We start from the raw sequence: 21,235 nt of genomic DNA, 5'->3' as shown, positions 1-21,235 counted from the left end.
CTCTCTAGCATGCGTGCACGCTGCGGCCATGCGTCGCGGCATCGATCCCACCCCACAGGAAACAACGATGCAAGACACGACTCACGCCAACCGCCGCCGCCTTCTGAAAATGCTCGGCGGCGCGCCGATGCTGCCGCTGGGCGGCGTCAGCATGGCCGCGCTGTTGACGGGCTGTAATTCGAGCGATGACGATGACGATTCGCCTGGCAGCCCGGCGCCGGGCGTGACGTTCAAGTCGGCGTCGTTCACCTCGATGGCCGCGCCGTCGCTGGCCGCCCCCGAACTGATGGCTCGCACCACGGTCGGGTCGTCCATGGTGCTGACGTTCAGCGACGGCTCGACCCGCAAGGTCGAGCTGGGCTACCAGCCGTTCTTCATGACCGGCGACGCCGTGCCGGACGGCAAGGGCGGCACCATCATCGCCGGCGCGTATTTCAATAGCACTGGCGCGCCCATCATGGACAACTCGGTGCCCGCCAAGGTGCGCCAGTTCTTCTCGAACTGTCCGGACGGCATGTCGCTGCTGAAGCTGGAGGCGCCCAAGGTGGCCGGCGTCAACGGCAACACGCTGTTCGCCGTGGTGCAGTTCGAATACCAGTCGATGGACCAGTCCGGCGCCGACATGTACGGCCGCCTGCCGTCGCCGATCGCCGTGCTGACGCTGGCGCAGGACCCGGCCACTGGCCAGCTCAGCCTGGTCAAGTACAGCAACGTCGACACCTCGTCGGTCAATGGCCTGTGGATCACCTGTGGCGCCAGCCTGTCGCCGTGGAACACCCACCTGTCCAGCGAAGAGTACGAACCCGACGCCACCGTGGCCCGCGCCGACGCGCAATTCCAGGCCTACAGCCAGAACCTGTTCGGCGACCCCAACCGCGCCAACCCGTACCACTACGGCCACATGCCCGAAGTGACGGTCAACCCGGACGGCACCGGCAGCATCAAGAAACACTATTGCATGGGCCGCATCTCGCACGAGCTGGTCCAGATCATGCCCGACCAGCGCACCGCGCTGATGGGCGACGACGCCACCAACGGCGGCCTGTTCATGTTCGTGGCCGACCGCAAGGCCGACCTGTCGTCCGGCACGCTGTACGTGGCCAAGTGGGCCCAGACCTCGGGCACCGGCCCGGGCGCCGCCACCCTGACCTGGATCAATCTGGGCCACGCCACCAGCGCCGAAGTGAAGGAACTGGCCGACCAGCTTACCGCCGCCGACATCATGGACGTGCGCACCGCCGATCCGGCCGACAACACCTTCACCAAGATCCGCTACAACGGCGGCAACAATTGGGTCAAGCTGCTGCCGGGCCGCCGCCAGGCCGCCGCGTTCCTGGAGACCCACCGCTATGCCGCGCTGGTCGGCGGCTCGCTGGGCTTCACCAAGATGGAAGGCACCACGGTCAACGTCAAGGACAAGATCGCCTACAGCGCCATGTCGCGCATCGAGAAGTCGATGATCGACGGCACCGTGCCCGGCATGCAGGTGCAGGCCAACTCGGCCGGCGCGGTGTATCAGCTGCACCTGAAGTCGGGCCAGGTCGACACCACCGGCCAGGCCATCGACAGCGAATGGGTGCCGGTCGACATGGCCGCCGTGGCCGAACTGGTCGGCGCGCCGATCTCGCCGGTCGACGCGCTGGGCAACACCCACAACGCCGACAAGATCTCCAACCCCGACAACCTCAAGTTCTCGGAGAAGCTGCGCACGCTGTTCGTGGGCGAGGACAGCGGCGGCCACGTCAACAACTTCCTGTGGGCCTACAACGTCGACACCAAGCAGCTGTCGCGCCTGCTGTCGTGCCCGGTGGCGGCCGAATCGACCGGCCTGCAGGCCGTGGACGAGCTCAACGGCTGGACCTACATCACCAGCAACTTCCAGCACGCCGCCGACTGGGGCACGCCGCAGAACGCGGTGTTCAACACGGTGCGTCCGGTGCTCGAGCCGCTGGTCAAGGCCAACTACAAGGACGGCTTCGGCGCGTCGGTCGGCTACCTGACCGGCGTCAAGATCGGCGCCTGATCGTCCGCCAGCTGGCCGCGGCGCATGCCGCGGCCGGCGCGTCGCAGGGTGCATGGGACCGGCTCGCCGGTCCCATGCTTTTGTTGCCGACTGTGTCGCACTGGGAAAAAAAGCTGATCCGTCGATCAACGATTCCTTTCTTTGCTTCATCGGTCGTTCACCTTGCGAAGCCACTATGTGGGCCACCCACAAAGCGGGTTTCGAAAGGGAAAGAACATGCAGGTATCGAATTGGAAGCGCTGGGGCGTCGCGTTGGCGACCCTGGGCGCGTTGGCCGGCTGCGGCGGCGACAAGGGCGACGACGACACGTCGACGCCGCCGGCCGTGCAGCCCGGCGGTGGCTCGGCCACCAAAGTGTTGTTCATTGGCGTGGACGGCCTGACCTATGACGCCTATCGCCAGGGCGTGGCGGACAAGTCCATGCCCAACCTGGCGCAACTGACGGTGACCCGGTCGTGGACCGGCGGCGTCACCGGCGCCGTCACGCAGCAGCCGACGCTGTCGGCGCCCGGCTGGGCCACGCTGCTGACCGGCCAATGGGCCGACCAGCACGGCGTGCGCAGCAACGCGCAGGGCCAGGCGCCCAAGACCCCGACGCTGTTCCAGCGCGTGAAGACGGCCAAGCCCGCCGCGCGCACCGCGGCGGCATTCAACTCGTCGCTGCTGGCCAGCCTGACGGGCGGCGACCGCGACGCGGGCTTCCTGCAGAGCCTGACGGACTGTGCCGGCGTCGACGATTGCGTCGCCAGCCAGGCGCGCGATCGCATCACCGAAGGCTATGACGTGGTGGTGGCGCAGTTCGGCGCGGCCGAACGCGCCGCCGCGAGCGGCGGCTTCGGCGCCGGCTACCAGGCGACCCTGCGCCAGACCGATGCCGCCATCGGCGCGTTGCTGGCGCAGCTGGCCGGCCGTCGCAGCAGCAACCCCGACGAGAACTGGCTGGTGGTGGTGGCCTCCAGCCATGGCCTGGACCGCACCGGCGGCAGCGACGGCCTGCAGTTGTCGCCCAACAAGACCACGCTGCTGGCCATGAACCGCCCGCAGATGCTGGGCGGCAGCGCCGACGATGCCTCGTTCGACGGCGCCTGGAACACCGCCTGGTACGGCCTGCCCAGCGGCGCCGACGCCACGCCGACCATCCTGGCGTACCTGGGCGCGTCGCCCGCCGCCGGCCAGTACGACCTGGCGGGCGCTTCCCTGTTCGAGCCGGTGGCGCTGCGCCGCGCGGCCAGCCGCACCTCGATGGACAACAAGAGCGTGTCGCTGAACTGGACCCGCGTCGGCACGCCCTCCGGCGAGATCGTGATCACCCGCGACGGCAAGGAAGTCGCGCGCCTGCCGGGCACCGCCACCGACTATGTCGATACGGGCTTCACGTTCACCACCGAAGGCGTGCATGAACTGAACTACGCCATCTCGGTCGGCAACGCCGTGACGGCGGTGCGCGCCACCGTGGTGTATACGGCGCCCGTGCTGCTGCTGCCGTCGCTGCGAACCGGCCTGACGATGCTGTTCCCGTTCGAGGGCAACCTGACCGACAAGGCCGCCGGCGGGGGCGCGATCACGCCCTACGACGGTGTCCAGGCGCCGGCGTTCAGCAACAACGGCGTGTTCGGAAAGATGTTCCAGAACCAGCGCTCGGGCGATCCGACCGGCGCCTTCAAGCTGGACTACCCGGCGGGCCTGCTCGACAGCGTCCAGGCGTTCACCATCGGCTTCTGGTACCAGTCCGACGGCACCGCCAACGACCGCTCGATCCTGGGCAACAAGGACTACAACTCCGGCGCCAACCCCGGCATCACGATCGCCCAGTGGGCCGGCCCCGAGCTGCGCTTCAACCTGGCCGGCGGCACCCGCGTCGACATCAACGGCGTGAAGTTCACGCCCAACAAGCCGGTCTACGTGGCGATGGTCATCGACAAGACCGCCAAGACCATGGCCGCCTATGTCTACGACACGGAAATGGGCTGGTTCAGCCGCTCGATTTCCACCGGCACCGTCAACTTCGCCCAGATCGCCGGCGTGTTCGGCCCGCACCTGGGCCTGAACGAAGACGGCAAGGGTACCTACGGCGTCTGCTGCGCCGGTACCAAGGGCCCCTACACGATGTACTTCGACGACCTGGCCTTCTGGTCGCGCGCCCTGACCGAAACCGAGGTCAAGTCGCTGGCCCTGTCCGGCAAGTCCGTTTCCGAATTGTTCCCCTGATGTCCCGAGGATAGACACGACATGAATACTGCTTCCCCGATCCTGCGCGCGTTCCTGCGCCTGGGCGCCGTGCTGATGGTGGCCGCCACCTTGACCGCCTGCGGCGGCGACAAGGACGACGACGACAACGCTGGCAGCCAGCCTGAAACGCCGACCCAGCCGGCCAAGCCTCTCCTGCGTTGCGCGCCCTGACGCCGCGCCATTTTTCAGAATTCAAGGAATCGCATCCGTGACGTCCCATAAAGACCCGATCCACGCCGGCAAGCGCCGCTTCCTGCGCAACGCCGCCGCCTCCGGCGCCGGCCTGACCGCCTTGTCGATGTTCCCGCCGGCCATCCGCCGCGCGCTGGCCATCCCCGCCAACAACCGCACCGGCACGATCAATGACGTCGAGCACGTGGTCATCCTGATGCAGGAGAACCGCTCGTTCGACATGTACTTCGGCTCGTTCAAGGGCGTGCGCGGCTTCGGCGACCGCATCACGGTGCCGCTGCCCCAGAACCGCTCGGTCTGGGAACAGACCAACGGCACCCGCGTGGTGCTGCCGTATCACCTGGACAGCACCAAGGGCAACGCCCAGCGCGTGTCCGGCACCCCGCACGACTACCTCGACGCCCAGAACGCCTGGGACGGCGGCCGCCTGTACCAATGGCCGCGCTACAAGCAGAACCAGTCGATGGGCTACTACACGCGCCAGGAACTCGGCTTCCAGTACGCGCTGGCCGAAGCCTTCACGCTGTGCGATGCCTACCACTGTGCCTCGCACGGCGGCACCAACACCAACCGCCTGTTCCACTGGACCGGCACCAACGATCCGCTGGCGCAGGGCAACGGCCCCTCGACCCGCAACCAGTGGGACGGCCTGGGCGCGTCCACCATCGGCTGGACCTGGAAGACGTACCCCGAGCGCCTGCAGGAAGCCGGCGTGAGCTGGAAGGTCTACCAGAACCTGCCCGACAACTTCACCGACAACCCGCTGGCCGGTTTCCGCCAGTTCCGCAAGGCCTATGAGCTGTCCGGCAACGACCCCACCGCCGGCAACCCCAGCCCGCCGGCCTGGACGCCCGCGGCCGACGCCGCCAATCCGCTGTACAAGGGCGTGGCCAACACCATGGCCAGCGATAACGGCCTGCTGCAGGGCTTCCGCGACGACGTGCTGAACGGCTCGCTGCCGCAGGTGTCGTGGATCGTGGCGCCCGCCGCCTATTCGGAGCACCCCGGCCCGTCGAGCCCGGTGCAGGGCGCCTGGTACATCCAGGAAACGCTCAACGCCCTGACGGCCAATCCGGACGTCTGGAGCAAGACCGTGCTGCTGGTCAACTTCGACGAGAACGACGGCTTCTTCGATCACGTGCCGTCGCCGGCCGCGCCGTCGCTCAACCCGGACGGTTCGATGGCGGGCGCCTCCACCATCAACACCGACCTGGAGCGCCACATCAAGCCGTCGCAGCAGGATGCGGCCGACAACCGCGTCTACGGCCCCGGCCCGCGCGTGCCGATGTACATCGTCTCGCCCTGGAGCCGCGGCGGCTGGGTCAATTCGCAGGCCTTCGACCACACTTCGGTGCTGCGCTTCCTGGAAGCGCGTTTCGGCGTGGCCGAAAAGAACATCAGCGCCTACCGCCGCGCGGTGCTGGGCGACCTGACCTCGGCCTTCAACTTCGCCACGCCCAACAACGAACAGCTGCCCGACCTGACGCTGCTGACCAAGGCCCAGGCCGACCAGACCCGCGCCGATCAGCAGGCCCTGGCGCAGGTGCCGCTGCCGGACACCGCCACCCAGGCCAAGCCGAAGCAGGAAACCGGCGTGCGCTACTCGCGCGCGCTGCCCTACGAACTGCACACCAGCGGCCGCGCCCAGCCCGGCACCAGCGCCATGTGGCTGGTGTTCGCCAACACCGGCTCCGCCGCCGCGGTGTTCCACGTCTATGACCGCCTGCACCTGGACCGCCTGCCGCGCCGCTACGCGGTCGAGCCCGGCAAGCAGCTCGAAGGCAGCTGGGACGCCGCCGCCGATGGCGGCAAGTACGACCTGTGGGTGATGGGCCCGAACGGCTACCTGCGCCATTTCGCCGGCGACCTGGCGCTGGCCCGCACCGAGGAGCTGGGCGCGGAAATCCGGGTCTGCTACGACATTGCCAACGGCGACGTCTACACCAGCTTCATCAACAACGGCAAGAAACCCTGCACCTTCGTCGTCACGCCCAACGCCTACTACACCAACAATGAGAAGTGGACGTTGACGGTGCCGGCGGGCAGCCAGGTCGAGCAATCGTGGTCGCTCAAGGCCAGCGGCGCCTGGTTCGACTTCACCGCGCGCCTGAACGAGGACCCGGCCTACATCCGCCGCTTCGCCGGCCGGGTGGAGACGGGCAAGCCGTCAGTCACCGATCCGGCGATGGGCCAGTAAGCGCGCCACCCGCGGCGCGGCCGGTGGCGGCCGCGTCGGGCGCAACGCCCCGCCTCGCTCCCGCCCGGGAGGCGAGGCGGGGCGTTCTTGCGAGTGGCGGGCCGGCTACGCGGCGGCCTGCGGCTCGCGCGCCCGGAACGCCGCGGCGCAAGCATCGCAGATGGCTGTCGTGATGCCCTGGCGGGCGTGCTCGCGCCGCTCCAGCATGCCGATGGCGCGCGCCGTCGGCCCCAGGTCGCCGGGCAGCGGCAGGATGCGCAGCTGCGGGCTGTCGCTCCAGTTCGAGCCGTTGATGAGCGGCAGCAGGGTCACGCCGACCTCCTGGCGCACCAGCTCGACCAGGGTCTCGATCGCGTTCAACTCCAGGAATTCGTCCAGCGGCACCGCCAGGCGCCGCAGCAGCCGGTCGATCTGCAGCCCGGTGCGCTGGGTGCGGTCAAAGCGCAGGAACGGATTGCCCGCCAGCACCTGGCGGGCGTCGCGGCCGGCGGCCGAGGGCGGGGCGATCACCACCAGCGGCTCTTCATACAGCGGGGTCCAGCGGGTGCTGGCCATCTTGCGGCCGGCCTCCACCAGGAAGGCCGCGTCCAGTTCGCCGTCCTCGACCTTGCCGGCCAGTTCGCTGGCCTTGCCCGACAGGATGCGCACGTCCAGCTTGGGGTGCGACTTCTTCATGCCCGACACCACCTTGGACAGCGTGCCCATGCAGGACACGATGCTGCCCACCGAGACCGAGCCTGCCAGTTCGCCCGGCACCGTGCGCGGCAGCCGCATGCGGTCGTATAAATCCAGCAAGTGCTTGATTTCCGGCAGCAATTCCCGGCCGGCGGCGTTCAGGATGGCCAGGCGTCCGCTGCGATCGAACAGCTCGCGCCCCAGCTCGGCCTCCAGCGAGCGCATCTGGAAGCTGACGGCGGCCTGCGTCAGGGCCACCTGCTCGGCCGCCTCGGAGAACGAACCATGGTGGGCGACGGCCAGGAAAGTGCGCAGGAATCGGATGGTGCTCATGGGGTCAATTCACAAAAAATTCTTTTATGACTGAACAAAAAATCAAATTGATTTAATTAGATCACGGGAGTACCTTCGCCTGCTTACCTATATGTGAGACAGGCGCCATGAAATCCTTCGACTGGGTCAACCCGTATCCCTCCATCCGCATTCCGCTGTTCGCGCGCAACGTGGTGTCCACCTCGCACCCGCTGGCGGCCCAGGCCGGCCTGCGCATGCTGCTCAAGGGCGGCAACGCGGTCGACGCCGCGATCGCCGCGGCCGCCACCCTGGTGCTGGTCGAGCCGGTCTCCTGCGGCCTGGGCGGCGACTGTTTCGCCATCGTCTGGGATGGCAAGGAACTGCATGGCCTGAATTCGTCGGGCGTGGCCCCGGCCGCCTGGAATGTCGAATACTTCAAGCGCAAGCACGGCGTCGGCGCCGACGGCCTGGCGATCCAGCCCAAGCGCGGCTGGGACGCGGTCACGGTGCCCGGCGTGGTGGCCGGCTGGTCCGCGCTGCACGAAAAGCTCGGCAAGCTGCCTTTCGAGCAGCTGTTCGAGCCGGCCATCGAGATCGCCGAGCGCGGCTACGCCGTGCCGCCGGTGGTGGCGCACAAGTGGGCCGCCGCCGCCAAGGAGCTGAGCAACCAGCCGGGCTACGCCCAGGCCTTCATGCCCGAGGGCCGCGCGCCCAAGGTCGGCGAGCACTTCCGCTTCCCGGACGCGGCCAACACGCTGCGCCGCATCGCCGCCTCCAAGGGCCGTGACTTCTACGAAGGCGAGCTGGCCGAGCGCATCGCCGCCTTCAGCCAGGAATGCGGCGCCGCCATGACGCTGGAAGACCTGCGCGGCTACCGGCCGGAGTGGGTCAAGCCGATTTCCCGGTCCTACCGCGGCTACGAGCTGCACGAAATCCCGCCGAACGGGCAGGGCATCGCCGCGCTGATCGCGCTGGGCATCGTCGAGCGCTTCGACATCGCCGACATGCCGGTCGATTCGGTGCAGTCGCAGCACGTGCAGATCGAGGCCATGAAGCTGGCCTTCGCCGACCTGTACAAGTACGTGGCCGACCCGCGCTCGATGGAGGTCACGCCCGAGCAGATGCTGTCGGACGACTACCTGGACAGCCGCGCCAAGCTGATCCGCCTGGACGGCGCCACCCATTTCGGCGCCGGCCGTCCGGCCGCCGGCGGCACCGTCTACCTGACCGCCGCGGACGAGAACGGCATGATGATCTCGTTCATCCAGTCCAACTACATGGGCTTCGGCTCGGGCGTGGTGGTGCCGGGCACCGGCATCAGCCTGCAGAACCGCGGCGTCGGCTTCTCGATGGATCCCAAGTCGGCCAACGTGGTCGAGGGCGGCAAGCGGCCGTTCCACACCATCATCCCGGGCTTCCTGACGCGCGGCGGCAAGCCGGTCATGAGTTTCGGCGTGATGGGCGGCGACATGCAGCCCCAGGGCCACCTGCAGACCGTGATCCGCATGGTCGACTACCACCAGAACCCGCAGGCCGCCTGCTGCGCGCCGCGCTGGAAGGTCAACCGCGATTTCTCGCTGGATATCGAGACCAATATGAAGGCTTCCACTATTGCGGGCCTGAAAGACCTCGGGCATGCTTTGAAGTCCGTGGACGACCCGTACATGGACTTCGGCGCCGGACAATTCATCTGGCGCATGTCCGAAAGCGACAACGAGCTCGGCTACGTCGCCGCCAGCGACAGCCGGCGCGACGGCCAGGCCGTGGGCTTCTGACCTGCGCATTGCAGCCACAAGGGGAATAAACACAATGAAACGCCTGACCATGACCTTCGGCGCCGGCTTGCTGGCGCTGGCCGCCGGCGCCGCCTGCGCCCAGAACATCCGCATCGGCCTGCAGGAAGATCCGGACGTGCTGGACCCGCACCGCGCGCGCACCTACGTCGGCCGCATCGTCTTCACCTCGCTGTGCGACAAGCTGGTGGACATCGATCCCAAGCTGCACTTCGTGCCGCAACTGGCCACTTCGTGGTCGTTCAGCCCGGACAACAAGGTGCTGACCTTCAAGCTGCGCGACGACGCGCTGTTCCATGACGGCACCAAGTTCGACGCCGCGGCCGCCAAGGCCAACCTGGAACGCGCCATGACGCTGCCCGACAGCCTGCGCAAGGGCGAGCTGGGCTCGGTCGACAAGGTCGAGGCGCCCGACGCCACCACGCTGGTGCTGACGCTCAAGCAGCCCGACGCCACGCTGCTGGCGCAACTGTCCGACCGCGCCGGCATGATGCTGTCGCCCAAGTCGTTCGCCGATGCCGACGTCGCCGCGGTCGGCCGCAAGCCGATCTGCTCGGGTCCGTACAAGTTCGTCGAGCGCATCCAGAACGACCGCGTCGTGCTGGAGAAATTCGACCAGTACTACGACGCCAAGGACTACGCCTTCAAGCGCATCACCTTCCTGCCGATCCCGGACACCACCGTGCGCCTGTCGAACCTGCGCGCCGGCGACCTGGACCTGCTCGAGCGCCTGAACCCGTCCGACGCGCCGCAGGTCAAGAACGACGCCAGCCTGACCTTCGCGCCGGTGGCCGGCCTGGGCTTCCAGCAATTCATGTTCAACGTCGGCAACGGCAAGCGCGCCGAAGACAACCCGTTCAAGAACAAGCTGGTGCGCCAGGCGTTCCAGCTGGCCATCGACCGCAACGCCATCAACGAAGTGGCCGGCGGCGGCATCTTCGAACCGGCGCAGCAGCCGTTCCCGCCCGCCAGTCCCTACCACAGCGACAAGTTCCCGGTGACCAAGCGCGACGTGGCCAAGGCCCGCGCGCTGCTCAAGCAGGCCGGCTTCGACCGCGTCAAGGCCGAGGTCATGTTCGGCAACAACACCACCACCTCGTCGGTGGCCGAGATGGTCCAGGCCATGGCGTCCGAGGCCGGCTTCGACCTGTCGCTGCGGCCCACCGAGTACGCCGCGCTGCAGAAGGAATCGGCCGGCGGCAACTTCCAGGTGGTGATGCTGGGCTGGTCGGGCCGGGTCGATCCGGACGGCAACATCCACACCTTCGTGACCTGCAAGGGCGCGCTCAACGACGGCCACTACTGCAACCCGGAAGTCGACAAGCTGCTCAACGAGGCCCGCACGGTGCCGGACGAGGCCAAGCGCCGCGCCATCTACGACCAGGCGCAGACGATCATCCAGGACGAGCTGCCCGGCGTGTACAACTACTACCAGCCGTGGCCGTTCGCGCTGGCCAAGAAGGTCAAGGGCTTCGTGCCGTACCCGGACGGCATGATCCGCCTGAAGGGCGTGACGTTCGCGCAGAAGTAAATCGGTGCGCGGCGGTTCGCCGCCGCGCCCGCCGGCCACGCGCGCGTGGCCTTTTGTTTTCTACGGTTTTTCCACATGCTTAAACTCATCTTGCGCCGCATGATCGTCGCGATACCGACCCTGATATTGGTGTCGATGATCGTCTTCATGCTGCAGAAAATCCTGCCCGGCGATCCGGTGCTGACCCTGGCCGGCGAAGAGCGCGATCCCGCCGTGCTGGACTACCTGCGCGACAAATACCGTCTCAACGATCCGCTGCCGATGCAGTACGCGGCCTGGGCCGGCCAGGTGCTGCAGGGCGACCTGGGCAAGTCGCTGCGCACCGACGTGCCGGTGACCACGCTGATCGCCCAGAAGCTGCCGGTGACCTTGCAGCTGGCGGCGATGGCCATGTTCTTCGCGCTGCTGGTGGGCATTCCCATGGGCATCGTGGCCGCCGTGCGCAAGGGCAAGCCGGTCGAGATGGGGGCCAACATCGCCGCGCTGTCAGGCATGTCGATTCCCAATTTCTGGCTCGGCATCATCCTCATCATGGTGGTGTCGGTGCAATGGAAGCTGCTGCCGGCCTCCGGCTACGTCTCGCCGACCGAGGACCTGTGGCTGTCGATCAAGACCATGCTGATGCCGTCGCTGGTGCTGTCCACCGCGATCGCCGCCTACCTCATGCGCCACACCCGGTCGGCCATGCTCGAGGCGCTGTCGGCCGACTACGTGCGCACCGCCCGCGCCAAGGGCGTGTCGCCGCGCCGCGTGGTGCTGCGGCACGCGCTGCGCAACGCGCTGATGCCGATCGTCACATTGGTGACGCTGCTGTTCGGCGAGTTGCTGGCGGGCGCGGTGCTGACCGAGCAGGTCTTCACCATTCCGGGCTTCGGCAAGCTGGTGGTCGATGCCGTCTTCACGCGCGACTACGCGGTGGTGCAGGGCGTGGTGCTCTGCGTCGCGGTGGGCTTCATCCTGATGAACCTGCTGGCCGACATCCTCTACATCCTGGTCAACCCCCGCCTGAGGCACGCATGAGCGCACTTCCCGCAACGGCCGCTGCCGTCACGCCGCCCCGCAGCCGCAATCGCGCCTGGGGCAAGTTCAAACGCAATCACGTCGCCATGCTGGGCCTGGCGATCGTGCTGTTCTTCGTGCTGCTGGCGCTGCTGGCGCCGCTGATCGCCAACCACGATCCGTTCCAGACCAGCTTCACCACCATCCGCAAGGCGCCGTCGGCGTCCTACTGGCTGGGCACCGACGAGCTCGGCCGCGACATCTTCAGCCGCATGGTCTACGGCGCCCGCGCCTCGCTCATGGCCGGCCTGGTGTCGGTGCTGATCGCGCTGGTGGTGGGCGTGCCGTTCGGCCTGGCCGCCGGCTATTTCGGCGGCTGGACCGACAGCTGCATCTCGCGCGCCACCGAGGCGCTGCTGGCGATCCCGTTCCTGATCCTGGCCATCGCGCTGGCCGCCTTCCTCGGGCCCAGCCTGACCAACGCCATGATCGCCATCGGCGTGTCGGCCGCGCCCAAGTTCGTGCGGCTCACGCGCGGCCAGGTGCTGGCGGTCAAGAGCGAGGACTACGTGCAGAGCGCCCGCGCGCTCGGCGCCTCGGACCTGCGCATCATCTGCCGCCACGTGTTCCCGAACGTCATGCCGCCCCTGATCGTGCAGGCCACCATCACCATCGCCACGGCCATCATCGCCGAGGCCAGCCTGTCGTTCCTGGGCCTGGGCCTGCAGCCGCCGAACCCGTCGTGGGGCTCGATGCTGAACACGGCCAAGAACTTCATGACCCAGGCGCCCTGGATGTCGATCTTCCCCGGATCGGCCATTTTCCTGGTGGTGCTGGGCTTCAATCTGCTGGGCGACGGGCTGCGCGACGCGCTGGATCCCCGTCAGGACAAGTAATCATCATGGCAACAATGGATCCCAAACGCGTCGTCCAGGTCAACGACCTGACCGTGCGCTTCAAGACCCCGGACCGCGTCGTCGAAGCGGTGCGCAACGTGTCGTTCCACGTCGATCGCGGCGAGACGCTGGCGATCGTCGGCGAATCCGGCTCGGGCAAATCGGTCACCTCGCTGGCGCTGATGCGGCTGGTGGAATACGGCGGCGGCCGCATCGTCAACGGCGGCATGCTGCTGCGCCGGCGCAACGGCGACGTGCTGGACCTGGTCAACGCGCCCGACAGCACGCTGCAACGCGTGCGCGGCGCCGACGTGGCCATGATCTTCCAGGAGCCGATGACCTCGCTCAACCCGAGCTTCACGGCCGGCAACCAGATCGCCGAGGCGCTGCAGCTGCACCAGGGGCTGGACGCGGCCGCGGCGCGCGCCGAGACGCTGCGCATGCTTGAACGGGTGCGCATCCCCGAGGCCCGCGCCATCCTCGACCGCTATCCGCACCAATTGTCCGGCGGCATGCGCCAGCGCGTCATGATCGCCATGGCGCTGTCCTGCAAGCCGCAGCTGCTGATCGCCGACGAGCCCACCACGGCGCTGGACGTCACCATCCAGGCCCAGATCCTGCAGCTGATCCGCCAGCTCCAGGAAGAAATGGACATGGGCGTGATCTTCATCACCCACGACATGGGCGTGGTGGCCGAAGTGGCCGACCGGGTGCTGGTCATGTACCGCGGCGACAAGGTCGAGGAGGGCGGTTCCGACGAAGTCTTCGCGCGGCCGCAGCATGCCTACACCCGCGCCTTGCTGTCGGCCGTGCCGCGCCTGGGCGCCATGCACGGCACCGACGAGCCGGCCCCGTTCCCGCTGCTCAAGGTCGAGGACGCGGCGCGCCCTGGCGCGCCCGCCGAGCCCGCCATGGCGGCGCCGTCCACCGTGCGCCGCGAGAACGGCCCGGTGCTGAAGGTGCGCGACCTGACCACCACCTTCGACATCACCGGCGGCATCCTCGGCCGCGTGCAGAAGCGCGTGCACGCGGTCGAGAAGGTCAGCTTCGACCTGTATCCCGGCGAGACCCTGTCGCTGGTGGGCGAGTCCGGCTGCGGCAAGACCACCACCGGCCGCTCGCTGCTGCAGCTGGTCAAGAGCCGCGGCGGCTCGATCGAATTCGACGGCCAGGACATCGGCGCGCTGCGCGGCAGCGCCATGCAGACGCTGCGCCGGCACATCCAGTTCATCTTCCAGGATCCGTTCGCCTCGCTCGATCCGCGCATGACGGTCGGCTACTCCATCATGGAGCCGCTGCTGATCCACCGCGTCGCCAGCGGCGCCAAGGCCGAGGAGCGGGTGCGCTGGCTGATGGACAAGTGCGGCCTCGTGCCCGAGATGATCGACCGCTACCCGCACGAGTTCTCGGGCGGCCAGCGCCAGCGCATCTGCATCGCGCGGGCCCTGGCGCTGAACCCGAAGGTGGTGATCGCCGATGAATCGGTGTCGGCGCTGGACGTGTCGATCCAGGCGCAGATCGTCAACCTGCTGCTGGACCTGCAGCGCGAACTGGGCGTGTCGTTCCTGTTCATCTCGCACGACATGGCCGTGGTCGAACGGGTCAGCCATCGCGTGGCGGTGATGTACCTGGGGCAGATCGTCGAGATCGGCCCGCGCCGCGCCATCTTCGAGAATCCGCAGCATGCCTACACCAGGAAGCTGATGGCGGCGGTGCCGATCGCCGATCCGCAGCGCCGCCACCGCGAGCGTTCGCTGCTGGTCGACGAGATCCCCAGCCCGATGCGCAAGCTGGGCGACGATCCGCTGGTCGCGCCGCTGGTGCAGGTCGGGGAAGGGCACTTCGTCGCCCGCCATCCCATCGGCGTCTACTGAACCCGAGGTTCCCGCCCGCCGCCTCGCCGGCGGGCGGATCGCCCCGGCAGCGGGGCGGCCGGCCGCAGGCGGTATCATGGCGGCCTTCGCCATTAGCCCCATTCAACGGATTTTTTCGCCATGGCCCTGCGCGCCACTATCTACAAGGCCGACCTCAACGTGGCCGACACCGATCGGCACTACTACGGCAGCCACTCGCTGACGGTCGCCCGCCATCCTTCCGAAACCGACGAGCGCATGATGGTGCGCCTGGTGGCCTACGCGCTGCAGGCCCAGGAAGAGCTGGCCTTCACCAAGGGCCTGAGCGACACCGACGAGCCGGACCTGTGGGTCAAGGACCTGACCGGCGCCATCACGTTGTGGATCGACGTCGGCCAGCCCGAAGAGCGCCGCATCCTGCGCGCCTGCGGCCGCGCCGAACAGGTCATCATCTACTGCTACGGCGGCTCCGCCAGCAAGATCTGGTGGGACGGCGTGCGCAACAAGCTGGAACGCACCCGCAACCTGAAGGTCATCAACCTGCCGTCCGAGCAGACCCGCGCGCTGGCCAGCCTGGCCGAACGCACCATGCAGCTGAACGCCAATATCTCGGACGGGGTGGTGTATTTCTCGGCCGACAAGGGCGAAGTCAGCATCGAGCCCGAAATCTGGCGCTGACCGCGCCAGGCTTTTTGTCCCCGTTTTTTCAACGGCCGGCCCGGTTTTCCGCGGCCGGCCGTTTGCCATCCTGGGCGGCCGCGGCCAATTAGTGCGCCGCAACAAAAAAAGCGTGCAAAGTGCGCGGGGCGGATTTATATTATGGTCATCATATTCAAGGAGTCCCGACCATGGCCGGCCCCGCTTCCCGTAAAGAGCTGTCGCACGAACGCATCGTGGACGCGGCCGCGCGCGCGATCCGCCGCGAGGGGTATGCCGGCGTGGGCGTGGCCGACGTCATGAAGGAAGCCGGGCTGACGCACGGCGGCTTCTACGCGCATTTCCCGTCGCGCGACGCCATGCTGGTGGCGGCGATGGAGCGAGCCGGCCGCGACGGCGCCGCCCGCATGACCCAGAGCATCGCGCGCCGGCGCGCCGAAGGCGCCAGCCCGCTGCGCGCCCTGGTCGAGGGCTATCTGTCCGAGACCCACCTGGCCAGTTGCGAGGGCGGCTGCCCGATTTCGGCGCTGGCCTCCGAAATGCCGCGCCAGTCGCCCGAGGTGCGCGAGATGTCCGCCAGCCGCGTGCAGGGCCTGGTGGAGGTGGTCGGACGCGCGTTGCCGGCCGACGCCGCGCCGCACGCCGCCATGGCGATCACCAGCAACCTGGTGGGCGCGATCCAGCTGGCGCGCGCGCTGGGCGACAACGCGCAGGGGCGCGCCATGCTGGCGGCGGCGCGCGAGTCCATCCTGGCGCAATACGACAGCGAGGGACGGCAAGCGTCGCACTGACCCGGTTCATCCCAGGCCGCATTGCGCGGCCATTCTTTCCACCGTAAATATGACGATCATCATATTTATATAACCGGCCGGCACCACCGGCCACAGCCGAACGCAGCACCCAGGAGATCCATCATGCAATTGAAGAACGCCACCGTCCTCATCACCGGCGCCAACCGCGGCATCGGCCTGGCCTTCGCCCGCGAGGCGCTGGCCCGCGGCGCCCGCAAGGTCTACGCCGGCGCGCGCGATCCGGCCAGCGTCACGCTGCCGGGCGTGCAGGCCATCCAGCTCGACGTCACCCGCGACCAGGACGTGGCCGCCGCGGCCGCGCTGGCCAAGGACGTGACGCTGGTCATCAACAACGCCGGCATCGCGGCGATCGGCGGCTTCCTGGCCGAAGACAGCATCGAGTCGGCGCGCCGCCACCTGGAAACCAACCTGCTGGGCTCGCTGCGCGTGGCCCAGGCGTTCGCGCCGGTGCTCGCGGCCAACGGCGGCGGCGCGCTGCTGAACGTGCTGTCGATCGCCAGCTGGATCAACCGGCCGCGCCTGGGCGTGTACGGCATGAGCAAGTCCGCTGCCTGGGCCCTGACCAACGGCCTGCGCCATGAACTGCGCGAGCAGGGCACGCAGGTGCTGGGCCTGCACATGGGTTTCGTGGACACCGACCTGACGCGCGACCTGGACGCGCCCAAGCTCGCGCCCGAGGACGTCGTGGTCCAGGCTTTCGACGCCCTCGAAGCCGGCGCCGAGGAAGTGCTGGCCGATGACGCGACGCGGCAGGTCAAGCAGGGCCTGTCGGCCAGCCCGGCCTCCTATCTGCTGGCGTAAGCCGCTCCTTTTCCTTCCGATCCCTCGTTTCCTCCAAGCCCGACCGCCATGCACTCCCACGCCACCCCCGCGGCTTCCGCCGCCGCCTCGCCGTCCGCGGCCGCGTCGCCCTGGCCGATCTTCTGGATCGCCAGCGTCGCCGTGTTCCTGGTCTCGCTCGACGCGACCATGCTCTACGCCGCATTCAGCGCCATGCGCGCCGGCTTTCCCGAGGCCTCGGCCGCCGACATGTCGTGGGTGCTGAACGCCTACACGGTGGTCTACGCGGCCATGCTGATCCCGTCCGGCGGCTTGGCCGACACGCACGGGCGCAAGCGCATGTTCATGATCGGGGTGCTGCTGTTCCTGGCCTCGTCCGCCGCCTGCGGCCTGGCCGGCACGGTCGGCTGGCTGATCGCGGCGCGCGTGGCGCAGGCGGTGGGGGCGGCGCTGCTGACGCCGGCCTCGCTGTCGATCGTGCTGGCGGCCTTCCCGGCCTCGCAGCGCTCGGTGGCGGTGAGCCTGTGGGGCGCCGTGGCCGCGCTGGCGGCGGCGGTCGGCCCCAGCCTGGGGGCGTTCGTGGTCGATGCCGCCGGCTGGCCGTGGGCCTTCTACATCAACCTGCCGCTGGGGGCGCTGTCGCTGTGGTTCGGCGCCAACCGCCTCAAGGAATCGGTGCGCCCCGAGGCGCGCCGCCGGGTCGATGGCGTCGGCATGGCCCTGCTGATGGTGGCCGTGGGCGCGGTGGCGCTGGCCATCGTGCAGTCGGAATCGCCGCACTGGAGCCGCGGCGAGCTCTGGATGGTGGCGGCGGTGGGGCTGGTGTCGCTGGCGGCCTTCGTCGGCTGGGCCCGCACCACGCCGCATCCGCTGGTCGACCTGGCCCTGTTCAAGCACCGCACCTATCGCTACGTGAACCTGGCCACGCTCAGCTTCGGCATCGCCTTCGCGATGATGTTCTTCGCGTTCTTCTTCTATATGACCGGCGTCTGGCACTACAGCCTGCCAAAGGCCGGCCTGGCGGTCACGCCGGGGCCGCTGCTGGTGATGCCGACCGCGATCATCACCGGCAAGCTGGCCGCGCGCCTGGGCCATCGCCCGTTCCTGGTCGGCGGGTCACTGGTGTACGCCGCCAGCGGGCTGTGGTTCCTGCTGGTGCCGGGCGCCGAGCCCGCCTATCTGGCGCATTGGCTGCCCGGGTTGATCCTGAGCGGGCTGGGCGTGGGCCTGGTGCTGCCGTCGCTGGCCGGCGCCGCGGTCAACCGCCTGCCGCCGCAGCATTACGCGGTGGGCAGCGCCGTCAACCAGGCCACGCGCCAGATCGGCGCCGTGCTGGGCGTGGCGTTGACCGTGCTGTTGCTGGGCAAGGGCGCGCTCAGCCATGCCGATTTCGATCCGCTGTACCTGGGCCACGTCGGCCTGGCCCTGTTGACGGCCTTGCTGTGCCTGGCGGTGGATACCCGGCCGCGTGCCGCGCATGCCTGAGCGCGGCGCGGCGGGGCGGTCAGCGCGGGGTGCGCTGGTGCGGCACCAGGGGCGGAGCCTGACGGCCCGCCTGCAAGGCCCAGAAGTCGGGCAGGAAGCATTCGGCCACCAGCAGCGGTTCGCCCTGGCGCCAGAACACCGAGCGCCGGGCCCAGACGCGCTGCGCGTCGCGCTCGCGGCCATTGCGGACGAGGACGCCGGCGGCGGTGGCGTGGAACGGCACCGGCGACGCCAGCAGGCGGCAGGCGAACGGCGAGCGCACCACGGTGCTGTCGTGGTACAGCATGTCTGCCAGCGGCCGCGTCAGCAGGCGCCGCATGCCTTGCCAGGCGCCGTGCGAGGCGCGCAGCGGCGTCAGGCTGCGCGCCGGCACGCTGTCGATGCCGTCGACCGACATCAGCACCTCGCGCACCCACACCGGCGCGCCGGGGGCGATGCGCATGGCGCGGGCTTCGTCGGCCGGCGCGCCGTCGGCATACTCGGCCAGCACCCGCAGGCGCACGTGGCCGACCTGGCGCAGGCCGGCGGTCAGGGCGCCGGGACGGAACAGCCAGTGGCGCTGGGTGAGCGACAGGATCGGCGGCGCGCTGGCCAGCCAGCCAGCCGCGAGGGGAGGGCGATGTGCTGCTGCTGAGGTCATCATGGCTGCGTATTATGCCAAGGCCGGGGCTGGGCTTCGATGCCTGCCCCTGTGGCCGATTGCCGCAGGCCCCCGCGCCGGCGCGGCACGTGGCCGGTGGCCGCCGGGTGCGCTCCGCATACAATACCGCCCATGGAAAAAGTACGAATCTCCAAGCTCATGTCCGAGCGAGGACTCTGTTCGCGCCGCGAGGCCGACAGCTATATCGAGCGCGGCTGGGTGCGGGTCGATGGCGAAGTGGTGTCCGAACTGGGCGCGCGCGCCTTCCCCGACCAGGCCATCACGCTGGAACGCGCCGCCCAGGCGCGCCAGACCTCGCGCGTCACCATCCTCATCAACAAGCCGGTGGGCTATGTCTCGGGCCAGGCCGAAAAGGGCTACACGCCCGCGGTCGCGCTGATCGACGCGCGTTCGCGCTTTGCGGGCGACCGCAGCCCGCATCGCTTCGAGCGCGGCCACCTGGACGGCCTGGCCGTGGCCGGGCGGCTGGACATCGATTCGCAGGGCCTGCTGGTGCTGACGCAGGATGGCCGCGTGGCCAAACTGCTGATCGGAGAGGATTCCAGCGTCGACAAGGAATACCTGGTGCGGGTGCAGGGCGATCTGTCCGAGAATGGCTTGGCGCTGCTCAACCACGGCCTGTCGCTGGACGGCAAGGCGCTCAAGCCGGCCCAGGTGCGCTGGCAGAACCACGACCAGCTGCGCTTCGTGCTGCGCGAGGGCAAGAAGCGCCAGATCCGCCGCATGTGCGAGCTGGTGGGCCTGAAGGTGGTGGGCCTGAAGCGCGTGCGCATCGGCCGCGTGGCCCTGGGCGACCTGCCGCTGGGGCAGTGGCGCTACCTGCGCGACGACGAACGCTTCTGACCGCGGCGGCGGCCGGGCGCCGCCGCGCGCATGGCGGGCCGGCGCCTACCGGCCGCGAGCAAATTTTTCAGTCTGTTTCCGAGCCGCCGTCATTTCATGAATGGCGCGGTATCCTTCGCCTGCCCGTCACCCCCGAGGCGCTCCATCAGGAATTCGATGAAGATCCGGGTCTTGGCGGGCAGCAGCCGGGTTTCCGTGACGGCATACACCGGGAAGGGTCCGAGTTGCCAGTCCGGCAGCACGCGCCGCAGCTGGCCCGATTTCTGCTCGGCGGTCTGGCCGCCGACCAGCACGGTGATGCCCGCGCCCAGCATGGCCAGGCGCCGGGCCATCGCCACGCCGTTCACGGAAAAGCGGTTGCCGGGCGTGAACTGGATGTGCTGGTCGCCGCTGTTCAGCGGCCAGCGGGTGACGCGGCCGGCGCCTTCGGCGCGGAACTCGATGCACTCATGGCGGGTCAAGTCACTGGGGTGCTTGGGTTCCCCGTGCTTTTCCAGGTATTCCCGCGAGGCATACAGATGGGCGGGCAGCATGCCCAGCAGTCTCGCGATCTGGGTCGAGTCGGGCAGTTCGCCGATCTCGATGGAAATATCGCAGGTCTGGAACACGCGTTGTGCGTGGTCCGGGTTGGCAAGGTCCAGGAAGAAGGTGACGTCGGGATAGCGGCGCGAGAACTCCATGAACGATTCGGCCAGGAAGTCCGTGCCGAAATCGGCCGGCATGTTCACCCGCAGCGGCCCCGACGGCGTGTCGACCAGCTTCTGCAGTTCCTCGTGGGCGATCTGGGCCTCGGCGACGATGCGCTGGCAGCGCTCGAAGTACAGCCGGCCGGCGTCGGTCAGCTCCACCTTGCGGGTGGTGCGGCTGAGCAGGCGCAGGCCAACGGACCGTTCCAGTTCGGCCACCTGGCGAGACAATGTCGATTTGGGCACTCCCAGGGCGGCGGCCGCACGGCTAAAACTGTGCGTCTTGGCCACCTCCACGAAGAGCTCCATGCCTTGTAGACGTTTCATGGAAGGGATTCTGTCACACGATGGGGCGATTTATTGTCCCATATCTGGAATGATGTTTTCTCAATATGCCTCTTTGTTTCTCGGGCGGGATAACGCAAAATGCCAATTCTGCAATGCAGCAAAGCGTCGATGCCCTGCCTGAATGTCTGAGGCGAAACCACACCCCAGTCAATCCTCACGAGCCGAACCGATGCACGGTCCGGGTCGCGCCGTTGTTGCCGCCAGATGTCCGGCGGCCGCCGCGGTCTCCCCGTGGGCGCAGGCCCCGGCGGGCGGGCTCGAGGCTACCTTTTTAGTTGGAA

Annotated in this window: 17 protein-coding genes; 14 read left to right on the top strand and 3 right to left on the bottom strand. The window is 68.5% G+C overall.

Annotated elements, in window-relative coordinates; genetic code table 11:
- The first annotated feature begins 67 nt into the window (after positions 1-67).
- The 4 genes from I6I07_RS26875 to I6I07_RS26860 all read left to right on the top strand — a co-directional run bounded on the left by I6I07_RS26875 (position 68) and on the right by I6I07_RS26860 (position 6,641).
- On the top strand, positions 68-2,023 hold the full coding sequence (locus I6I07_RS26875; protein WP_198484402.1) for a PhoX family protein: 1,956 nt from the start codon (positions 68-70) through the stop codon (positions 2,021-2,023).
- 216 nt (positions 2,024-2,239) lie between these two features.
- A complete protein-coding gene (locus tag I6I07_RS26870; protein WP_198484401.1) occupies positions 2,240-4,231 on the top strand; it encodes an alkaline phosphatase family protein in 1,992 nt (663 codons plus the stop codon).
- Positions 4,232-4,252: 21 nt separating this feature from the next.
- Positions 4,253-4,423 carry a hypothetical protein gene (locus tag I6I07_RS26865; protein WP_198484400.1) on the top strand — a complete coding sequence of 57 codons (171 nt, stop codon included), beginning with the start codon at positions 4,253-4,255 and terminating at the stop codon, positions 4,421-4,423.
- 37 nt (positions 4,424-4,460) lie between these two features.
- The gene (locus I6I07_RS26860) at positions 4,461-6,641 is read left to right on the top strand and encodes a phosphocholine-specific phospholipase C (RefSeq protein ID WP_198484399.1); all 2,181 of its coding nucleotides are present in this window, start codon (positions 4,461-4,463) and stop codon (positions 6,639-6,641) included.
- Positions 6,642-6,746: 105 nt separating this feature from the next.
- Here I6I07_RS26860 and I6I07_RS26855 read toward each other — a convergent pair whose 3' ends face one another.
- Positions 6,747-7,649 carry a LysR family transcriptional regulator gene (locus tag I6I07_RS26855; RefSeq protein WP_061071564.1) on the bottom strand — a complete coding sequence of 301 codons (903 nt, stop codon included), beginning with the start codon at positions 7,647-7,649 and terminating at the stop codon, positions 6,747-6,749.
- 107 nt (positions 7,650-7,756) lie between these two features.
- Here I6I07_RS26855 and ggt point away from each other — a divergent pair, with 107 nt between their 5' ends.
- The 9 genes from ggt (at position 7,757) to I6I07_RS26810 (ending at position 18,416) form a co-directional block, all read left to right on the top strand.
- A complete protein-coding gene (gene ggt / locus I6I07_RS26850) occupies positions 7,757-9,385 on the top strand; it encodes a gamma-glutamyltransferase (RefSeq protein WP_198484398.1) in 1,629 nt (542 codons plus the stop codon).
- A gap of 34 nt (positions 9,386-9,419) precedes the next feature.
- A complete protein-coding gene (locus tag I6I07_RS26845) occupies positions 9,420-10,934 on the top strand; it encodes an ABC transporter substrate-binding protein (protein WP_198484397.1) in 1,515 nt (504 codons plus the stop codon).
- 75 nt (positions 10,935-11,009) lie between these two features.
- A complete protein-coding gene (locus tag I6I07_RS26840; RefSeq protein WP_116522644.1) occupies positions 11,010-11,954 on the top strand; it encodes an ABC transporter permease in 945 nt (314 codons plus the stop codon).
- Entirely contained in the window at positions 11,951-12,829 is an 879-nt protein-coding gene (nikC, locus tag I6I07_RS26835) for a nickel transporter permease (RefSeq protein WP_198484396.1), read from the top strand. The genes I6I07_RS26840 and nikC overlap by 4 nt, the downstream gene beginning before the upstream one ends.
- 14 nt (positions 12,830-12,843) lie before the next feature.
- Positions 12,844-14,703, top strand: coding sequence for a dipeptide ABC transporter ATP-binding protein (locus tag I6I07_RS26830; protein ID WP_198487685.1), 1,860 nt, complete (start codon positions 12,844-12,846; stop codon positions 14,701-14,703).
- Positions 14,704-14,823: 120 nt separating this feature from the next.
- Positions 14,824-15,360, top strand: coding sequence for a YaeQ family protein (locus I6I07_RS26825; protein WP_198484395.1), 537 nt, complete (start codon positions 14,824-14,826; stop codon positions 15,358-15,360).
- 170 nt (positions 15,361-15,530) lie between these two features.
- Positions 15,531-16,130 carry a TetR/AcrR family transcriptional regulator gene (locus tag I6I07_RS26820; RefSeq protein WP_198484394.1) on the top strand — a complete coding sequence of 200 codons (600 nt, stop codon included), beginning with the start codon at positions 15,531-15,533 and terminating at the stop codon, positions 16,128-16,130.
- 123 nt (positions 16,131-16,253) lie between these two features.
- On the top strand, positions 16,254-16,952 hold the full coding sequence (locus I6I07_RS26815; RefSeq protein WP_198484393.1) for an SDR family oxidoreductase: 699 nt from the start codon (positions 16,254-16,256) through the stop codon (positions 16,950-16,952).
- Positions 16,953-17,000: 48 nt separating this feature from the next.
- Complete coding sequence (locus I6I07_RS26810; RefSeq protein WP_198484392.1) at positions 17,001-18,416, top strand: DHA2 family efflux MFS transporter permease subunit; 1,416 nt, start codon at positions 17,001-17,003, stop codon at positions 18,414-18,416.
- A 19-nt stretch (positions 18,417-18,435) separates the two neighbouring features.
- Here I6I07_RS26810 and I6I07_RS26805 read toward each other — a convergent pair whose 3' ends face one another.
- Complete coding sequence (locus tag I6I07_RS26805) at positions 18,436-19,056, bottom strand: chorismate--pyruvate lyase family protein (RefSeq protein WP_198487684.1); 621 nt, start codon at positions 19,054-19,056, stop codon at positions 18,436-18,438.
- Positions 19,057-19,188: 132 nt separating this feature from the next.
- Between I6I07_RS26805 and I6I07_RS26800 the strand changes: the two genes are divergently transcribed.
- Entirely contained in the window at positions 19,189-19,920 is a 732-nt protein-coding gene (locus I6I07_RS26800; protein ID WP_198484391.1) for a pseudouridine synthase, read from the top strand.
- A gap of 89 nt (positions 19,921-20,009) precedes the next feature.
- On the opposite strand, the gene I6I07_RS26795 is transcribed toward I6I07_RS26800, so the two are convergent.
- The gene (locus tag I6I07_RS26795) at positions 20,010-20,915 is read right to left on the bottom strand and encodes a LysR family transcriptional regulator (protein WP_006394388.1); all 906 of its coding nucleotides are present in this window, start codon (positions 20,913-20,915) and stop codon (positions 20,010-20,012) included.
- Between the last annotated feature and the right edge of the window lie 320 nt (positions 20,916-21,235).

Source organism: Achromobacter deleyi (assembly GCF_016127315.1).
Lineage (GTDB): Bacteria > Pseudomonadota > Gammaproteobacteria > Burkholderiales > Burkholderiaceae_B > Achromobacter > Achromobacter insuavis_A.
Note: the sequence above shows the minus strand (reverse complement) of the source record. Positions and strands in the feature narration are given on the sequence as shown.